The sequence below is a fragment of the Rathayibacter sp. VKM Ac-2801 genome (genome assembly GCF_009834245.1).
Taxonomy (GTDB): Bacteria; Actinomycetota; Actinomycetes; order Actinomycetales; family Microbacteriaceae; genus Rathayibacter.
In genome coordinates, this window is sequence record NZ_CP047183.1 from 72,725 (window position 1) to 89,857 (window position 17,133).

Sequence of the window (17,133 nt, forward strand, 5' to 3'; positions counted from 1 at the left end):
CCCCGCCGGGGGCCACACTCTACGGCCGTTCGGCGTCCAGAGCCCGTTCGACGAACGAACGGGTGACGACCTGGGCGATCGAGCCGGGGTCGAGCTGCACGGCGACGAAGTCGGCGGTGCGGATCAGCGCGAAGGCCTCGCGCCCGGGGAGGACCAGCATCTGCACCCGGGGATGCTGCTGCCGCGGGACCGCGGTTCGCACCTCGTCCGTGGAGGTGAACAGCGGCAGGACCTGCTCGCCGGTGGTCGTCGCGACGGTGCGGACGTGCGGCACGCCTCCGGGCTGGGAGCCCGTGACGTCGACCACGAGGGAGCCGTCGAGGCAGGCCTCGAGAAGCCTGTCGACGGCCTCGGCGGTGGGAGCGGCGACGAGCGCCTCCAGTGCTTCCCGTGCCTCCGCATTGCGGTACGGACCGGGTCGCGCCGGGCGTGCAGGGGGTCCGCCTCGTCGTGCCATGACTCTACGCTAACGAAGACCCGGGCGTGATCGGAATCGCCGGGACCGGTTCCCGGGAATGCCCGCGATCGGTGTCCGGAATCGTTACGGCCACGTGCGGACACCGTGTCCTCTATTCGACGGCTGATGGCGAAGTGCTCGAATCCGCCGTGATTGCCTCCGCTTATCCTGAACATTCCCCTCGACATGGCGCGAGAAAGTGACGAATGGCGCCATTCATGACGCAGTCGATTGTGAAAGGGGGTAATGTCTCTCCCGGTCCGGGTCGAGACAGTCCGGTCCCGCGAACTCCAGGAGGAAAAGTGGCCCAGAAGATCACGCTTGTCGACGATATCGACGGAACCCCTATCGATTCGGGTGACGGCGGTACCGTCCGCTTCAGCATCGAGGGCGCCAACTACGAGATCGACCTCGGCCCCGACAACATCGCCGAGCTCCACTCGGCCCTCGAGAAGTTCGTCTCGAGCGCCCGCCGCGTCGGCTCGCGCCCCGCGGCCGCCACGAGCGTCGCCACCGCCTCCAAGAGCGACCCCAAGCAGCTCAAGGCCATCCGCGAGTGGGCGAACGCCAACGGCCACCCCGTCTCCGACCGCGGACGCATCCCCTCCGAGGTCCAGGCCGCCTACCAGGCCGCCCACAAGTAGGAGCGGCCGCCGGGCCCTCGGCCCGGTGGGACGCCGCATTCCCGGGCCCCGGACCCGACGCGCGGAAGGCCCCCGCGATCCGATCGCGGGGGCCTTCGCCGTGCCTGTCGCCGTGCCTGTCAGAACAGGCGCGTGTGCGAATCGTCGGTGCCGCGCATGGCCTCGTAGTCGAGCACCACGCAACGGATTCCGCGGTCCTCGGCGAGGGTCCGCGCCTGCGGCTTGATCTCCTGAGCGGCGAAGACTCCCGTCACCGGGAAGAGATGCGGATCGCGATTCATCAGCTCGAGATAGCGGGTGAGCTGCTCCACTCCGTCGATCTCGCCGCGGCGCTTGATCTCGACGGCGACGGCGGCCCCCGAGGAATCGCGGGCGAGGATGTCGACCGGGCCGATCGCGGTCATGTACTCGCGCCGCACGAGAGTGTGCCCCTCTCCGAGGAGGCCGATCTGCTCGGCGAGAAGGCGCTGCAGATGCGACTCCACTCCGTCCTTCACGAGTCCGGGATCGACGCCGAGCTCGTGCGCCGAATCGTGCAGCACCTCGTGGATCGAGACGACGAGAGCGTCGCCGGTCTTGCGGTGCGCGACGGTCCACTGCTGCGTGACTCCCGCGGCGCGCGCCTCCTCGTCGGGCTCGCCCGTGATCAGCGTGCAGGGCGGGCTCATCCAGTTCAGCGGCTTGTAGGAGCCGCCGTCGGAGTGGATGAGGACGCTCCCGTCGGCCTTGACGAGCAGGAGACGGGTGGCGAGCGGGAGGTGAGCGCTGAGACGGCCGGTGTAGTCGACGGAGCAGCGCGCGATGACGAGACGCACCCGTCGAGGATAGACGGCGCGGCTCCGGCGGGCTCCCGGCTCAGCGCGCGGCGGCGGGAGGCCGACGGCCGAGTGGAGGGGCGGCCGGCGGCACCGAGAGCGAGGCGCGCAGCGCGACCGCGAACTCGGCCGGCGCCTCCGCCCACGGATGGTGGCCGCTCGACTCGATGACGGCCAGGCTCGCCTGCGGCAGGAGGGCGGTGAGCGCCTCGAGGGCGGCGACGCCGGTCACCGGATCGTCCTCACCGCCGAGGACGACCGCGGGGCAGTCGAGGCGCTGCAGAGCGTCGCGGATCGCCGCGGTGTCGTCGGAGCCCGCGCGAGCCGCGTGCTCCGCCTGGGGACTGGGAGCCCGGTCGTCGATCCCGAGCCAGGCGGTGCCGGGGGCGATCAGGAGCAGGTGGGCGATGCGCTCGGGCGCGTCCACAGCGGCGAGCAGGACGGCGCGGCATCCGGAGTCGTGCGCGGCGAGATCGAGCTCGTCGACGCCGAGGTGGCGGCGCAGGTCCTCCACGTCGGCGGCCGTCGTGGCCGGGGGAGCGGGAGGCAGCTCCGCGGAGCCGCCCACTCCGCGCGGGTGCAGCACGAGGACGCGGCGCGTGCAGGCGATCGAGGCGAACGAGCCGAGGTAGGAGGGGTGGCGCTCCGGCTCGCCGGGGACGACCACCATGGGCCGCCCCTGACCGGCTCCGTGCTCGTCGACGTGGAGCAGGGCGCCGTCGCGCGCTCGGTACCGCATCCGCTCTCCCTCCGCCGCCGTGCTGGGAAGCCTACGGGGAGGCGCGCCGGGGCGCCGCGGCTCCGCGGGGGCGTGCGGAGGCGGGTGGAGCGCGGCGGTCAGCTCCGCCGGCTGCGGGCGGCGGGGGAGGCGAGCCCGGCCACGACCACCAGGGCCAGCACCAGGAAGAGGGCGTTCAGCAGGCCGTAGTGCTCGCCGAGGAAGCCGATCGCCGGCGGCCCGACCAGGAACGCGACGTAGCCGAGCATCGCCACCGCGCTGACGCGGGCGGCCGAGTGCGGTCCCTCCGCGGCGGCGGACATGCCCACCGGGAAGCCGAGCGAGCAGCCCAGGCCCCAGGCGATCGCGCCGACGACCACGAGCGCGTCGACCGGAGCGAGGACGAACAGCAGGATGCCGACGATCGCGAGACCGGCGGAGGCGCGCAGCACCGGGACGCGGCCGAAGCGGTCGAGCACGGGCCCGCCGATCACGCGTCCGACGGTCATGGCGGCGACGAACACGCCGAACACGACGGCGGCGGTGGTCTTGTCGGTGCCGTGGCCGTCGACCATCGCGAGGGTCAGCCAGTCGTTCGCGGAGCCCTCGGCGAAGGCCATGCCCAGCATGATCAGGCCGATGAGGACGAGGCGGCCGTCGCGCCAGACGCCGAGGGAGGCGGCGACGCGCTCGCGGACGGGCGGCTTCACCGTGGTCGCCGCGCCGGAGGTGTCGAGCTCCTCGCGGACCGGGACGAAGCGGATCGCGATCACCGCGGTCACGGCGATCACCACGGCGATCGCGCCGAGGTGGACGGCGACGGGGACGGCCAGGGCGGAGGCGCCCGCGCCGATCAGCGCGCCGGCCACGGTGCCGAGGCTGAAGAAGGCGTGGAACAGCGGCAGGAGCGTCCTGCCGAAGGCCTTCTCGTTGGCCGCTCCCTCGACGTTCATCATCACGTCGACCGCTCCGTTGCCGAAGCCGAGCATCGCCATGCCGGCGAAGGCGGCGGGGAGGACGCCGATGACGTCGGCCGAGACGCCCAGCACCGCGAGGCCCGCCGCCGAGACGGCGAGGCCGAGCGCCATGCCGCGCCGGGCGCCGATCGCGCCCATGACCGGCGTCGAGAACGCGAGTCCGACGATCGCGCCGATCGACATCGAGAGGATCAGCAGGCCCACTCCGGCGGTCGAGAGCTGGAGCTCGTCGCGGATGGCGGGGGTGCGCGAGACCCAGGTGGCGATCGAGATCCCGCTGAGGACGAAGATCGTGAAGACGGCGTTGCGCCAGGCGACCAGCTGCGGGCGCGTGAGCGCGGACGTCGAGGTCATGGCGGTTCTCCTGGTGCGGGCGGGATCCGGACATCGGATCGAGAGGCACGGTCGAATCGATTCGAAGCGAGCCGGTCTAAGCTATCCGGAACCCCGGGGACGGTCAACCGACGACGAGCGCGCCGCCCCCACGAGGAGGAACGTGGAACCCCGCAAGAGCCCCCGGCCGACGCTCGCCCGCGTCGCGAGCCGGGCCGGAGTGTCCCCCTCTACCGCCTCGCTGGTCTTCAGCGGCTCCGGCCCCGTCTCGGAGGCCACGAAGGAGCGGGTGCTGCGCGCGGCGTCCGAGCTCGACTACGCAGGTCCCGACCCGAGGGCGCGCTCGCTCCGCCGCGGACGCTCGGGGATCGTCGGGGTCGTCGTGGACGAGCGGATGCTGCACGCGTTCCGCGACCCGATCAAGATCGCCATGCTCGACGGGATCGCGGACGTGCTCGGCGGAGTCGACGCCGGGATCCTGCTGCTCACCGAGACGGGGGACGGCGCGGGCCTGCTGGCGACCGCCCCGGTGGACGCGATGATCCTGGTCGGCTGCAGCCCGTCGGTCGACGACTCCGTCGCCGTGCTGCGTCGCCGGGGAGTGCCGGTCGTCGTGGTCGAGGGCCTCTCGGAGCTGGGGGGCGCCGTGATCTCGCTCGACAACCGCGAGGCCAGCCGCACTCTCGCGGAGCACCTGCGCGAGCTCGGCCACGAGCGGGTCGCCGTGGTCTCGCTCCCGTTCGCGAAGGACCGCCGCCGCGGCGCGATCCCGGCCGGCTGGCGGGCGAGCCCCAGCATCACTCCGGTCGACCGCCTCCTCGGCGTGCAGGACGTCTTCCCGGAGGCGTCGGTCGTCGCGGCCGCGGCGAGCTCGGTCGACGAGGGGGTCGCCGCGGGTCGGACGCTGCTCGAGGGAGCGGAACGGCCGACCGCGGTCGTGGCGCAGAGCGATCTGCTGGCCGCGGGCGTGATCCTCGCGGCGGAGGAGCGCGGGCTGCGCGTGCCCGAGGACCTCTCGGTGGTCGGCTTCGACGGCGTGCAGGTGCCCGGGCTCGCGGCCGAGTACGACCTCACGACGATGGCCCAGCCCGCGGTCGAGAAGGGCCGCGCGGCGGGCCGGGCCGCGGTCGCCCTCCTCGCCGACGAGGAGGCGGAGGCGGTCTGCTTCCACGCCGTCTTCCACCGCGGGAACACCAGCGCGCCGCCGCGCTGAGCGGAGTTGTCCACAGGCTTCTCCACAGGGGAGGGGAGCGCGGTCAGCGGAGCCAGACGTCGCTGCGGACCCGGAGTCCGAGGGTGACCGCGCGGGCGCCGAGGAAGCCCACGGCGAAGGCGAGCCAGAGCGCGAGGAGGCGCCACTCGGCGGGCGCGGTGGGCGCGAGCAGGGCGAGCGGGACGAAGGCGGCGAGGTTCGCCAGGCCGCTGAGAGCCAGGTAGCGGCCGTCGCCGGCGCCGATCAGCACGCCGTCGAGCACGAAGACGTAGCCGCCCAGCGGAGCGGTGAGGCCCACGACCGCGATCGCCGCGGGCAGCAGCCGCAGCACCTCCTGGTCGCTCGAGAAGACGTACGGCAGGACACCGCTCAGACCGGTGACCAGCGCTCCGAGCACCACGCCGGCACCGATTCCCCAGGTCACGCAGCGTTTCGTGACCGCTCGCGCCTGCTCGGCGTCGCCCGCGCCGAGGAGGCGGCCGAGCAGCGCCTGCGCGGCGATCGCCACAGCGTCGAGGGCGAAGGCGACCGTCGAGAACAGCGTCATCGCGACCTGGAAGGCGCCCAGCTCCTCCGCCCCGAGCGAGGTGGCGGTCGCGACCGCGAGCAGGATCGCCGCGCGGAGGCTCGCGGTGCGCAGCAGCATCCAGCCGCCGGATCCCGCGGAGGAGGCCAGGCCCGCGAGGTGCGGCCGCAGCGGCGCGCCGACCCGCCGGGCGAGCCGCAGCGCGACTCCCGCGTAGGCCGCGAGCATGGCCCACTGCGCGATCACCGTCCCCAGCGCGGAGCCGGTTATCCCCAGGCCCGCCGGGTAGATCAGCACGGCGTTGAGAGCGGCGTTGAGGCCGAATCCGCCGGCCGCGATCACCAGCGGAGTGCGGGTGTCCTGGAAGCCGCGGAGGAGCCCGGTGAGCGCGAAGACGCCGAGCATGGCGGGGATCCCGGCCATGCTCACCGACAGGTACCGCACGCCCGCCTCGGCCACCGCCGGCTCCGCGCCGAAGAGCGCCACGACGGCCGGAGCGGTCAGCGCGCCCACCACGGCGATGCCGGCGCCCAGGAGCAGGGCCAGCCAGCCGCCGTCGATCCCGGCCGCCACGGCCCTGCGCTCGTCGCCCTCGCCGAGGGCCCGGCCGACCCGCGGAGTAGTGCTGTACGCGAGGAAGACCATCAGGCCGACGATCGTCTGCAGCACCGTGCCGCCCAGCGCGAGCCCGGCGAGCGGGACGGCGCCGAGGTGTCCCACCAGGGCGGAGTCGGTGAGCAGGAACAGCGGCTCGGCGACCAGCGAGCCCAGCGCCGGGACGGCGAGCCGGAGGATGCTGCGGTCGAGGGCGGAGGTCACCGCTCGACGCTAGCGGCTGCCGCGGCTCCTGGACGGGCGTACCGTGGGCGGGATGCAGCGCTTCGGGATCGGGCTCGCGGCCGTGGGCCGGCCGGCGTACATCACGGCCGGGCGCGACGGCGACCTCGGTCCCGCCTCGGAGCGGAGCGTCGACGCGCTGCGCGAGCGCACGCACCTGCTCCTGGATGCGGCGTGGGACGCCGGCGTCCGCTTCCTCGACGCCGCTCGCTCCTACGGGCGGGCGGAGGAGTTCCTCGGCGGCTGGCTCGCCCGGCACCCCGAGCGGCGGGCGGCGCTCACGATCGAGTCGAAGTGGGGCTACGAGTACGTCGGCGGGTGGGCGATGGACGCGCCGGTCCACGAGCGCAAGGAGCACTCGGTCGCGATGCTCGACCGGCAGTGGCCGCTCACGCTCGACGCGCTCGGCTCGGCGCCCGACTCCTACCTCGTCCACTCGATCACCCCCGAGAGCCCGGCCCTCGCCGACCGGCCGCTCCTGGACCGCCTGCGCGGCCTCGCGGGCTCCGGAGTGCGGGTCGGCCTCTCGACCAGCGGCCCCGAGCAGGCGCGCGTCATCGAGCTCGCCCGCGCGATCCCGGAGTCGCCGTTCAGCGCGGTCCAGAGCACCTGGAATCCGCTCGAGCAGTCCGCGGGCCGGGCGCTCGCCGCGGCGCACGACGACGGCTGGCTGGTCGTGGTCAAGGAGGCCCTCGCCAACGGGAGGCTCGTCGAGCACCCGATCGAGCACGCCGGTGCCGCGCCGGACGCCGTCGCCCTGGGGGTCGCCCTCGCGCAGCCCTGGGCCGACGTCGTGCTGAGCGGTGCGGCGACTCCGGAGCAGCTGCGGGCCAACCTGCGCGCGCGGCCCCGGGAGCTCGCGGAGCTCTCGGCGCTCGCCGTGGATCCGGCCCGCTACTGGGCCGAGCGCGCCGCTCTCGACTGGACCTGAGAGCACTCGAACGAAGTGGTGCGTGCGTTCCGCCGCCGCATTGGATAGCGTTCTCTTCAGTACCCCGTCTGCCCTCTCTGCGAGGGCTGGCGCGCGGATCGGCCCTCGTGATATCGCCCGAGGGGATCCGCCCCGGCCCGCCACCCCTCTTCGAGTGCGGCTGAATCGAGACTTCCTCCGCACCCCGTGCGAGCCCCGCGTCCGGTCCTAGCGTGACGCGCAGGTCGTCGATGCGACCGGCTCGCCCCCACCCCCAGGCGAGCGTTCGATCCTCGATCCGACGCCCAGCGGAGTGCCCCCATGTCCCGTGCCCGAACCGTCCTCCTCGTCACCGCCGCCCTCGTCGCCGGCCTCCTCACGGCCCCGAGCGCCGCGGCGGCCGCGACTCCCGCGACCACTCCCGTCACCGGGTTCGAGAGCGGCTCGCCCGCGCTCGCGACGGTCACCGGCACGGCCTCCACGGCCGCGTCCGACGACAGCACGGAGGGGGACTCGTCGCTCGAGGTCTCGTACGACGTCACCGGAGGGCTCGCCGAGCTCGGCTTCGACCCGCTGCAGGCGCCGGTCCTCCCCGCGCCCGCCTCGGCCCTGACGGTGGACCTCCGCGGCGACGGCTCGTACAACACCGTCTACCTGCGAGTCCGCGACACGAGCGGCGAGACCTTCGTCCACCGTGTCGACGCGATGCGCTCGACGCAGTGGCAGACGCTCACGGTGGACCTGACCGCGGAGCCGGCGGCTCGCGACGGCGGCGACGGCAACGGAGTCATGGACGCGCCGCTCACCGTGGCCGGCGTCCTCGTGGTCCGCAACGGCGAGCAGCCGCCCACCGGCACCTTCGCCCTCGACGACGTGCGCGCGGACACCACCGGCTGGACCCTCCCCGTCGCCGCGTCGACCTACGTCGCCGCCGGGGCGAGCGCAGCGCTCTCCTTCGACGCGGGAGCCGCGGGCGACTGGGAGCTGCGGCTCGCGGACGCCGCCGGGCTCTCGCGCACCCTCACCGGCACGGCCGGCGCGGCGGGACCCGTCGCCGTCGACTGGGACGGACTCGACGACTCCGGAGCCGCGATGAGCGGCGACGTCCGCGCAGTCCTCCGCCAGGACGGCTCGGCCGACGGCTCCCTCGGCGCCGCGACGACGACCGGCGTCCCGTTCCTGCTGACCCTGGCCGCGGCGGACGACCCCGACGCGACCTCGGTGGTCGAGGCCTTCGACGGCGGGGACGCCGGCTGGGGAGTGGCCACCGGATCCGCCACCCTGCGCCGCGCCTCCGCGGCCGAGGCGAAGGGCGGCGCGACCAGCACCGAGGGCACCGACGCGCTCGCCGTCGACTACGACCTCACCGAGGGCATGGCCGGCATCACCCGCACCGCGCCGCTCGACGTCGCCACCGGCCCGGTCACTGGACTGAAGGTCGACCTCAAGGGCGACGGCAGCTACAACACGGTCTACCTCCGCGTCACCGACGCGAGCGGCGAGGCGTTCACCTACCGGATGGATGCGATGCGGCAGACCACCTGGACCTCGGTGCCCATCGACCTCACCCAGGACCCGGTGCTCGCCGAGGGCGGCAACGCCGACTCCGTGCTCGACATGCCGCTGACGCTCACCGGCTTCTTCGTCGTGCGCAACGGCGAGCAGTCCGCCACCGGCTCGCTCGTGCTCGACAACCTGCGCGCGGTGAGCAGCCGGTGGACGATGCCCGTCGCCGACACCGAGTTCCTGGTGCCGTCGGAGGGCGCAGTCGTGAGCCTCGCGTTCTCGGCCGCCACGGCCGGCGACTGGATGATCGTCCTCCGCGACGGGACCGGCCGCAGCCGCTCGCTCACCGGCACCCTCGCCGAGCCCGGCGAGGCCGCCGTGCAGTGGGACGGGAAGGCCGACGACGGCCAGGAGATGGACGGCCCGATCCGCAGCACCTTCCTGCAGGACTCGAGCCCCGACGGTCAGTTCTCCGCGTCGCGGACCCGCTCGGCGACGCCGACCCTGCTGACGGTCGCCGCGGCGCAGCCGTCGACGACGAGCGTGGTGGAGGGCTTCGAGGGCGCGGCGTCGGGCTGGAGCGTCGCGATGGGCTCGGCAGCGATCTCGCGCACCAGCGCGCAGAAGACGCAGGGCTCCTACGCCCAGCGCATCGACTACGACGTCTCCTCGGGGCTCGTCGAGACGGTGCAGAGCACCCCCGCGACGGTGATCGCGAAGCCGGCCACGTCGCTCCGGATCGACCTCAAGGGCGACGGCACCTACAACACCGTCTACACGCGCCTCCGCGACGCCTCGGGCGAGACCTTCACCTACCGGCTCGACGCGATGCGCTCGACGGCGTGGGCGACCATCGACGTCGACCTCACCGCCCCGGCCGCGCTGATCGAGGGCGGCGACGGCGACCAGGTGCTCGACTTCCCGGTGAAGCTCTCGGGCGTCATCATCGTCCGCAACGGCAGCCAGCCCGCCACCGGGACCGTCGTGCTCGACAACCTGCGCACCCTCGCCTCCGGCTGGTCGCTGCCGGCCGCCGCGAACGCGTTCTTCACTCCGGCCGCCTCGGCGACCACCTCCTTCTCGTTCACCGCCGCCGGCCCGGGCGACTACCGGCTCGAGCTGCGCGACAAGGAAGGGCGCCTGAAGACGATCACCGGGCGCGCCGCCGCCGCCGGCCCGGTGACGCTGCCCTGGGACGGCTCCGACGACTCCGGAACCCGCCTGCGAGGCGACGTCAGCGGCGTCTTCTCGCAGGACGGGACCGACGACGGCGCTCTGGCCTCGAACGCCACCCGCAGCGGGATCCCCCTTCTGCTGACCCTCGCCGAGATCGACGCCGACGCGAGCCTCGCGCAGTCCTTCGACTCCGCCGGGACCGACTGGGTGCAGGCCGCCGGCACCGCGACCCCGTCGACCTCGGCCACCCGCACGGAGGGCTCGGGCGCGCTCAAGATCGCCTACGACCTCTCCCGCGCCGACGCCGAGATCGAGACGACGACGACTCCGGTGCCGCTGCTGACGCAGCCCGCGACCGCGCTCAAGGTCGACCTGCTCGGCGACAGCAGCTGGAACACCGTGTTCCTCAAGCTGCGGGACGCCACCGGCGAGATGTTCTTCTACCGGGTCGACGCGATGAGCCTCAGCCGGTGGACGACCGCGACGATCGACCTCCGGTCGCCCGCCGCGAACACCCACCTCGGCAACGACGACGGCGTGCTCGACTACCCGGTCTCGCTGGTGCGGGTCAACGTGGTGCGGAACGGCGCCTCGGCCCCCGCCACCGGCACCGTCGTGCTCGACAACCTGCGCGTGCTCGACAAGGACTGGACGCTGCCGACCGCGAGCGCCGCGCGCTTCTCGCGCGAGAACGCGGCGACCACGACCGTCCGCTTCACGGCGGGCGGGCCCGGCGACTACGCCCTGGTCCTGCTCGACAGCGCCGGCCGCACCCGCACCTTCGGCGGGACCGCCGCCGCCGCGGGTGAGATCACCACGACCTACGACGGCACCGACGACAGCGGAGCCGCGATGTCCGGCAGCATCGCCGGACGCCTCACCTGGGACACGACCGCCGACGGCGCGCTCTCGGGAGCCGCCACGGCGACCCGCCCGTACCTCACCGGAGTGAGCGCCCGGGTCACCGAGGCGTCGCCCGCCTCGATCAGCGGCATCAACAGCTTCCTCACCGAGCAGGACTCGCCCGCCGAGGCCGACCGGCAGGCCGCCCTCCTCGAGGACGCGCAGGTGCGCTGGGCCCGCGAGGAGTTCGAGTGGAAGCGCATCGAGCCGCGGAAGGGCTACTACGACTGGGCGAAGTTCGACCAGGCCGTCGCGATCAGCCAGGCGCGCAACGTCGACATGATCGGCAAGCTCGCCTACTCGGCGCCCTGGGCCTCGTCGGCCCCGGCCGGCACCGCGGCGGAGGACGCGCAGTACTACCCGCCGCGCAGCAACGCCGACTTCGCGTCGTACGCGGCGGCGACCGTGGCCCGGTACAAGGACCGCGTGCACGTCTGGGAGGTGTGGAACGAGCCGAACACCGACTACTACTGGCGCGGAGGTGCCACGGCCGGCCAGTACGGCGAGATGCTGAAGGCCGCGTACACGGCGATCAAGGCCGTGGACCCGACGGCGACCGTGCTGGTCGGCGGGCTCGACCAGTTCAGCGACCCGTTCATGGCGGGGGTGCTGGCGGCCGGGGCGGGCGACTCCTTCGACGGACTCGCGATCCACACGTACACGGTCGACGGAGCGCCCGAGACCGGAGCGATCCCGACCTACCTCGATGCGGCGCAGAACTTCCTCACCCGCAGCGCGCCGGGCCGGAGCCTGTGGATCACCGAGGTCAGCTGGGCGACCTGCACCACCTGCACCGGCGCCACCAGCGAGGCCGACCAGGCGTCGTACCTCTCGCGCTCCTACCTCGACGCCGCGGCCCGCGGGATCAAGGCGATCGCCTGGTACAACCTCGTCGGAGGCCCCGACCCGCAGGCGCCGCTGGACACCTTCGCGGTGACCGAGCGCTCCGGACGGCAGAAGCCCGCGTACGCGGCGCTGAAGGAGGTCGGCGCGGTCCTCGCGACCGGCACCGCGGTCGGCCGGGCGAGCGCGACCGCCTCCGCCTCACCGGTGAAGGTCGACGACCTCTCCTCCACGAGCGGATGGGCCGTGGCGCCGATCGGCGGCGGGACCGCCTCGCTCGCCGCGACCTCGGCCGGCTACTCCGGCTCGGGCGCGCTGAAGCTGACCTACGACTTCTCCGGCACCTCGAAGGGCGCACAGCTGCACACCTCGCGCACCCTCCCCGGCTCGCCGACGGCGGTCTCGGTCTGGGTCAGCGGCGACGCGAGCACCAGCCCCGTCTACCTGAAGCTGCAGGACGCGACCGGGGAGACCTTCCAGGGCCTCGTGGGCAACGTCGGCGGAACGCCCTGGCAGAAGATGACGCTGTTCTCGGACGGGCTGAACGCCAACTACACGCACTCCGGCGGAGACGGCGACGGCGTGTGGGACTACCCGGTGAAGCTCGTGGACGCCTTCGTCTACAAGGCGATGTCGGGCATCACCTCCGGCACGGTCTCGATCGACGACGTGACGGCCGACTACGGGGTGAACCTGCACGGGACGGTGCTGCAGACGCCGACCGAGACGGTGCAGGCGCTCTACACCGCGGGTCCGTCGACGGCCTCGGTGCAGGTCTCGGGGGCGACGGCGTCGGTCCGGACCACCGCGGGCAGCACGGCGCTGACCGTCGCCGACGGCCACGCGACGGCGACGCTCGGCAGGACGCCGGCCTTCGTGGTCTCGGCGCCCGCGGTCACCCGCCCCGGCGGCACGACGACGCTCGACTGGATGACCGGCGACGGCGCGACGACCAGCGTCGCGGTGCTCACCGCGTCCGGGGGAGTCGCGAAGCAGCTGACCTCGTCGATCCGGTACCTGGCGGGCCGGCAGACCCTCGCCTGGGACGGACGCCTGACGAACGGCGCCGTCGCCCCGGCCGGGTCGTACAGCATGCGCATCACGACGACGACGCTCGACGGGCGCACCAGCGTGCAGAAGGTCGCGTTCACGCAGCCCTGATGCGGGTCGCCGCGGGACGGCCGCCCCCTCGACTCCTGGAGTCTCGGGGCGGCCGTCCCCCTCGACTGTTCAGGAGTTGTCGCACTCGGGTGTCGAGTGCGACAACTTCTGGACAGTGGCGAGCGGCGGACGGTCGTCCTGTCGACTCTCCAGGAGTTGTCGCATTCGGGTGTCGAGTGCGACCACTTCTGGACAGTGGCGAGCGGCGGACGGCCGTCGCGGGCGGGCGCCGGGGCGCCTCAGGACCAGTCGCCCTCGCCCGTGCCGAGGCGCTCGCGGCCGAGCTCGGTGATCGGGACGGCCGCGAGGCTGGTGAGGCCGATGCCGAGGAGCGTCGCCCGGGGCGCGCCGGACGCGCCGAGCAGGGCCATTCCCTCCAGCACCGCGCAGAAGTAGGCGCCGAGCGCCTCCGGATCGGCGGAGGCGTCGATCTCGCCGGCCGTCCGCGCGTCGTCGATGCAGGCCGCGTAGTGCGAGCGCATCGCGTCGAACGCGGTCGCGACCGTCGCCGCGATCTCGGGGTCGCGCGCCGAGAGCTCCACCGCGGTCCGGGTGAACAGGGACGGAGCCGACTGCGCCGCGCCGTGCTCGACCGCCACCCTCACGAGCTGCGACCGGATGCGCGCCAGCGGGCTCTCGGTTCCGTGGCGGATCGTCTCCACGGCGTCGACCGCCTCGGCGGTGTCGCTGAGGAACGCCCGCATGAAGAGCTCCTTCTTGCCTCCGAACGCGTTGTAGAGGCTCTGCCGCGCCAGGCCGGTCGCCTCGAGCAGCGTGTCGAGCGAGGTGCCCGCGTACCCGGTCTCGGCGAAGGCCGTCCGTGCGCGGGCGACGACGTCGGCCTCGTCGAAGGTGCGGGGTCGGGGCATGATCGTCCTCCTGGTCGGGTGGCCCGTCCATCCTGACCCACCGCGGGGGGTCCGCGGGCCGGGCGGCGGATCGGAGGGACGGGCGCGCGGGTCGGGGTCCGAGGCTCCGGGTCCGGGGTCCGAGGCTTCGGGTCCAGGCTCGGGTTCGCGCTCGGGCTCGCGCTCGGTGCTCCGGGCTCAGGCGATGGACGCGCCGCCGTCGACGAGGATCTCCGCACCGGTGATGCCCGAGCTCTGGTCGGAGACGAGGAAGAGCACGGTCGCGGCGATCTCCTCGGGACGCAGCAGCCGGCCCAGCGGCATGCCGGAGGCGATCTGCTCGAGGAGCGCGGAGGGGTCGCCGAGGGCCAGGGCCGCGAGGCCGGGCGTCTCGGTCGGCCCGGGCACGACGGTGTTGATGCGGACGCCGCGCGGCGCCAGCTCGGCGGCCCAGGTGCGGGTCATCGTCGCGACGGCCGCCTTCGAGGCCCCGTACAGGCCGAAGCTCTTCTCGGTCCCGGAGCCGGCGGTCGAGCCGGTCACCACGATCGCGGCCCGGTCGGTGAGGTGGGGGAGCGCCCCCTGGACCGTCAGGGCGGTGCCGCGGACGTTGGTCGCGAAGGCCGTGTCGATGTCGTCGGCGGTCACGTCGGCCAGGTCCTTGAACCCGCCTCCACCCGCATTGGCGTGCACGGCGTCGAGGCCGGACCTGCGGGCGGCGACCGCGTCGAAGACCGCTCGCGCGCCGTCGGGCTCCGCAGCGTCCGCGCGGACGACGGTCACGGCGTCGCCGAGCTCCTCCGTCACCGCGTCGAGCTGCTCCTGGCGCCGGCCGGTCACGAACACGTGCGCGCCCTCCTGCACGAACCGGCGGACGACCGCCAGGCCGATGCCCGAGGTCCCGCCCGTCACGAGGGCCGTCCGACCGCTGAGTGCTGCATCCATGAGAATCTCCGTCCGAGTTGTTGACTGATCGTTCTCGTACGGTAGTCGTGCTGGATCGATCAGTCAATAACTCGCGCGGTTCCCGCTCATCGCCGGGCCGCCCACGCAGAAGCGCACCGCCCCCGGAGGGACGGTGCGCTTCTGCGGCGGATCAGACCGGGACGAGCCAGGTGAGCTGCGAGTGCGGCTCGACGATCAGCGGGCCCAGCTCCCTGTTGAACTCGGCTCCGTAGTCGGCCGAGATGTGCGCCTGGAAGGCGTCCTCGTCGCGGTAGACCTCGTAGACGAAGAACCGGGCCGGGTCGTCCTCCCGGCGGTGAGGCGTGAACTCGATGTTCCCCGGCTCCCGGCGGACCAGGACGGCGAGGTCGGCGATCATGCCGGCGACCGTCTCCTCGTGGCCGGGCTTCGCGGTGAACTCGGCGTAGAGGATGCGGGCGCTCATGCCGTCGCCGCCCCGGTCATGATCGCGACCGCGTCGGTCATCGAGTGCGACTGCGGGGTGATGGTCGCGGCCTTCTTGCCGAGGCGCTGGATGTGGATCCGGTCGGCCACGTCGAAGACGTGCGGCATGTTGTGGCTGATCAGGATGACCGGGATGCCGCGGTCGCGCAGATTGCGCACGAGCTGCAGCACCTGGTTCGACTCGCGGACGCCGAGGGCGGCGGTCGGCTCGTCGAGGACGACGACCTTCGAGCCGAACGCGGCGGCACGGGCGACGGCCACGGCCTGGCGCTGTCCTCCGGAGAGGTTCTCGACCGGAACCGTGACGTCCTGGAGAGTCGAGATGCCCAGCTCGGTCAGCTCGGCGCGCGCCTCCTTGCGCATTCCGGCGGTGTCGAGCATCCGGAAGACGGAGCCGAGGATCCCCTTCTTGCGCTTCTCGCGGCCGAGGTAGAGGTTCGAGGCGACGTCGAGCGCCGGGGAGACGGCGAGGTTCTGGTAGACCGTCTCGATGCCGGCGCCGCGGGCGTCCTGCGGGCGCTTGAACGTCACGGGCTGCCCGTCGAGGAGGATCTCGCCCTCGTCGGGGATCTCGGCGCCGGTGAGGCACTTGATCAGCGTCGACTTCCCAGCGCCGTTGTCGCCGATGATGGCGAGGACCTCGCCGGGGTAGAGCTCGAGGCTGACGCCGTCGAGCCCGACCACGCGGCCGAAGGTCTTGACGAGGCGCTTGGCCTGCAGGACGGGGGTGCGGGTAGCGGCGGGAGCGGTGCCCGCGGCGTCGATGAGGGTCACTTGCGAACCTTCCGGATCCACTGGTCGACCGAGACGGCGACGATGATGAGGACGCCGACAGCGAGCGTCTGGTAGAGGACGTCGAGCCCGGCGAGCGAGAGCCCGTTGCGGAAGACGCCGACGATGAGGGCGCCGAGGAGCGTGCCCCAGACCGTGCCGCGCCCGCCGAAGAGACTGGTGCCGCCGATGACGACCGCGGTGATCGAGTCGAGGTTGAGGTCGGCTCCGGCGTTCGGGCTCGCCGCGTTGGTGCGGCCGATCTGGATCCATGCGCCGATGGCGAGGATCGCGCCGGCGGCGAGGTAGACGCTCATCAGGACGCGGTTCACGCTGATCCCGGCCAGGCGGGCGGCCTCCTTGTCGTCGCCCACCGCGTAGACGTGGCGGCCCCAGGCGGTCTTGCCGAGGATGAACGCGATCACGATGTAGACCAGGAGCATCAGCAGGACGCCGTAGCTGATGCGGACGCCGAGGATGTCGAAGGTGCCGCCGGTGGAGGGCAGCAGGGCCGGCATGTCGGTGCCGCGGACCGTCGATCCGCTCGAGTAGAGGAGCGTCAGCGCGACGAAGATGTTGAGCGTGCCGAGGGTGACGATGAACGGGGGGAGCCGGAGCTTCGTCACGAGCAGGCCGTTGAAGGCGCCGGCCGCGAGGCCGACGACCAGGCCCAGGAGGAGGGCGACGATCGCCGGAAGGCCGTTCTCGGTCGCGGTCTGCGCGATGACCATCGAGGTGAGGACCATGACGGCGCCGACCGAGAGGTCGATGCCGGCGGTGAGGATGATCAGCGTCTGCGCAACGGCGAGGGTGCCGACCACCGCGACCTGCTGCGTGATGAGCGAGAGGTTCGACGGGTCGAGGAAGCGGTCGTTCAGGAGCCCGAAGACGATGACGGCCAGGACGAGGACGACCGCCGGGCTGACGGCCGGATAGCGGTGCAGGACTCCGCGGACGCGGTCCAGCGGCGTGCGGCGGTCGAGGAACTCGCTCGCGAGGTCGAGTGCGGAGGTCGGCGGATTCGGGTCGGTGGTCTTCTGAGCCACGATGGCCTTTCTGGAGTCGCTGGGAGCGGGAGGAGGAGG

At 73.2% G+C, this 17,133-nt stretch carries 14 protein-coding genes; 4 read left to right on the forward strand and 10 right to left on the reverse strand.

Annotated features, from left to right (window positions below):
- Positions 1 to 19: 19 nt before the first annotated feature.
- On the reverse strand, positions 20 to 457 hold the full coding sequence (locus GSU45_RS00355) for an SseB family protein (protein WP_104222625.1): 438 nt from the start codon (positions 455 to 457) through the stop codon (positions 20 to 22).
- Positions 458 to 759: 302 nt separating this feature from the next.
- On the opposite strand from GSU45_RS00355, the gene GSU45_RS00360 reads away from it, so the two are divergent.
- A complete protein-coding gene (locus GSU45_RS00360) occupies positions 760 to 1,101 on the forward strand; it encodes an Lsr2 family protein (RefSeq protein ID WP_181110125.1) in 342 nt (113 codons plus the stop codon).
- Positions 1,102 to 1,220: 119 nt separating this feature from the next.
- Here GSU45_RS00360 and nucS read toward each other — a convergent pair whose 3' ends face one another.
- The 3 genes from nucS to GSU45_RS00375 form a co-directional block, all read right to left on the reverse strand.
- Positions 1,221 to 1,916 (reverse strand): endonuclease NucS, encoded by a 696-nt coding sequence (gene nucS / locus GSU45_RS00365; RefSeq protein WP_104222623.1) that lies wholly within the window; start codon positions 1,914 to 1,916, stop codon positions 1,221 to 1,223.
- A 40-nt stretch (positions 1,917 to 1,956) separates the two neighbouring features.
- Complete coding sequence (locus GSU45_RS00370; RefSeq protein ID WP_159911739.1) at positions 1,957 to 2,655, reverse strand: alpha/beta hydrolase; 699 nt, start codon at positions 2,653 to 2,655, stop codon at positions 1,957 to 1,959.
- Positions 2,656 to 2,753: 98 nt separating this feature from the next.
- Complete coding sequence (locus tag GSU45_RS00375) at positions 2,754 to 3,965, reverse strand: MFS transporter (RefSeq protein WP_159911741.1); 1,212 nt, start codon at positions 3,963 to 3,965, stop codon at positions 2,754 to 2,756.
- Positions 3,966 to 4,107: 142 nt separating this feature from the next.
- Here GSU45_RS00375 and GSU45_RS00380 point away from each other — a divergent pair, with 142 nt between their 5' ends.
- On the forward strand, positions 4,108 to 5,157 hold the full coding sequence (locus GSU45_RS00380; protein ID WP_279631102.1) for a substrate-binding domain-containing protein: 1,050 nt from the start codon (positions 4,108 to 4,110) through the stop codon (positions 5,155 to 5,157).
- Positions 5,158 to 5,200: 43 nt separating this feature from the next.
- Here the strand turns inward: GSU45_RS00380 and GSU45_RS00385 are convergent, their stop codons facing one another.
- Complete coding sequence (locus tag GSU45_RS00385) at positions 5,201 to 6,502, reverse strand: MATE family efflux transporter (protein WP_159911743.1); 1,302 nt, start codon at positions 6,500 to 6,502, stop codon at positions 5,201 to 5,203.
- A 52-nt stretch (positions 6,503 to 6,554) separates the two neighbouring features.
- Here GSU45_RS00385 and GSU45_RS00390 point away from each other — a divergent pair, with 52 nt between their 5' ends.
- The gene (locus tag GSU45_RS00390) at positions 6,555 to 7,451 is read left to right on the forward strand and encodes an aldo/keto reductase (RefSeq protein WP_159911745.1); all 897 of its coding nucleotides are present in this window, start codon (positions 6,555 to 6,557) and stop codon (positions 7,449 to 7,451) included.
- Positions 7,452 to 7,751: 300 nt separating this feature from the next.
- Positions 7,752 to 13,019, forward strand: coding sequence for a cellulase family glycosylhydrolase (locus GSU45_RS00395; RefSeq protein ID WP_159911747.1), 5,268 nt, complete (start codon positions 7,752 to 7,754; stop codon positions 13,017 to 13,019).
- A gap of 239 nt (positions 13,020 to 13,258) precedes the next feature.
- Here the strand turns inward: GSU45_RS00395 and GSU45_RS00400 are convergent, their stop codons facing one another.
- The 5 genes from GSU45_RS00400 to GSU45_RS00420 all read right to left on the reverse strand — a co-directional run bounded on the left by GSU45_RS00400 (position 13,259) and on the right by GSU45_RS00420 (position 17,094).
- On the reverse strand, positions 13,259 to 13,888 hold the full coding sequence (locus GSU45_RS00400) for a TetR/AcrR family transcriptional regulator (RefSeq protein ID WP_104282778.1): 630 nt from the start codon (positions 13,886 to 13,888) through the stop codon (positions 13,259 to 13,261).
- Between the two features lie 177 nt (positions 13,889 to 14,065).
- The gene (locus tag GSU45_RS00405) at positions 14,066 to 14,812 is read right to left on the reverse strand and encodes an SDR family oxidoreductase (protein ID WP_159911749.1); all 747 of its coding nucleotides are present in this window, start codon (positions 14,810 to 14,812) and stop codon (positions 14,066 to 14,068) included.
- Positions 14,813 to 14,963: 151 nt separating this feature from the next.
- On the reverse strand, positions 14,964 to 15,257 hold the full coding sequence (locus GSU45_RS00410) for a putative quinol monooxygenase (protein WP_159911751.1): 294 nt from the start codon (positions 15,255 to 15,257) through the stop codon (positions 14,964 to 14,966).
- Positions 15,254 to 16,051 carry an ATP-binding cassette domain-containing protein gene (locus tag GSU45_RS00415; RefSeq protein WP_159911753.1) on the reverse strand — a complete coding sequence of 266 codons (798 nt, stop codon included), beginning with the start codon at positions 16,049 to 16,051 and terminating at the stop codon, positions 15,254 to 15,256. The genes GSU45_RS00410 and GSU45_RS00415 overlap by 4 nt, the downstream gene beginning before the upstream one ends.
- Positions 16,048 to 17,094, reverse strand: coding sequence for an ABC transporter permease (locus tag GSU45_RS00420; RefSeq protein ID WP_159911755.1), 1,047 nt, complete (start codon positions 17,092 to 17,094; stop codon positions 16,048 to 16,050). The genes GSU45_RS00415 and GSU45_RS00420 overlap by 4 nt, the downstream gene beginning before the upstream one ends.
- Positions 17,095 to 17,133 lie beyond the last annotated feature (39 nt).

Coding starts and splice junctions, on each gene's coding strand:
- GSU45_RS00355 (WP_104222625.1), bottom strand. CDS start 457: ATGGCACGACGAGGCGGACCCCCTGCACGCCCGGCGCGACCCGGTCCG.
- GSU45_RS00370 (WP_159911739.1), bottom strand. CDS start 2,655: ATGCGGTACCGAGCGCGCGACGGCGCCCTGCTCCACGTCGACGAGCAC.
- GSU45_RS00375 (WP_159911741.1), bottom strand. CDS start 3,965: ATGACCTCGACGTCCGCGCTCACGCGCCCGCAGCTGGTCGCCTGGCGC.
- GSU45_RS00390 (WP_159911745.1), top strand. CDS start 6,555: ATGCAGCGCTTCGGGATCGGGCTCGCGGCCGTGGGCCGGCCGGCGTAC.
- GSU45_RS00395 (WP_159911747.1), top strand. CDS start 7,752: ATGTCCCGTGCCCGAACCGTCCTCCTCGTCACCGCCGCCCTCGTCGCC.
- GSU45_RS00400 (WP_104282778.1), bottom strand. CDS start 13,888: ATGCCCCGACCCCGCACCTTCGACGAGGCCGACGTCGTCGCCCGCGCA.
- GSU45_RS00405 (WP_159911749.1), bottom strand. CDS start 14,812: ATGGATGCAGCACTCAGCGGTCGGACGGCCCTCGTGACGGGCGGGACC.
- GSU45_RS00410 (WP_159911751.1), bottom strand. CDS start 15,257: ATGAGCGCCCGCATCCTCTACGCCGAGTTCACCGCGAAGCCCGGCCAC.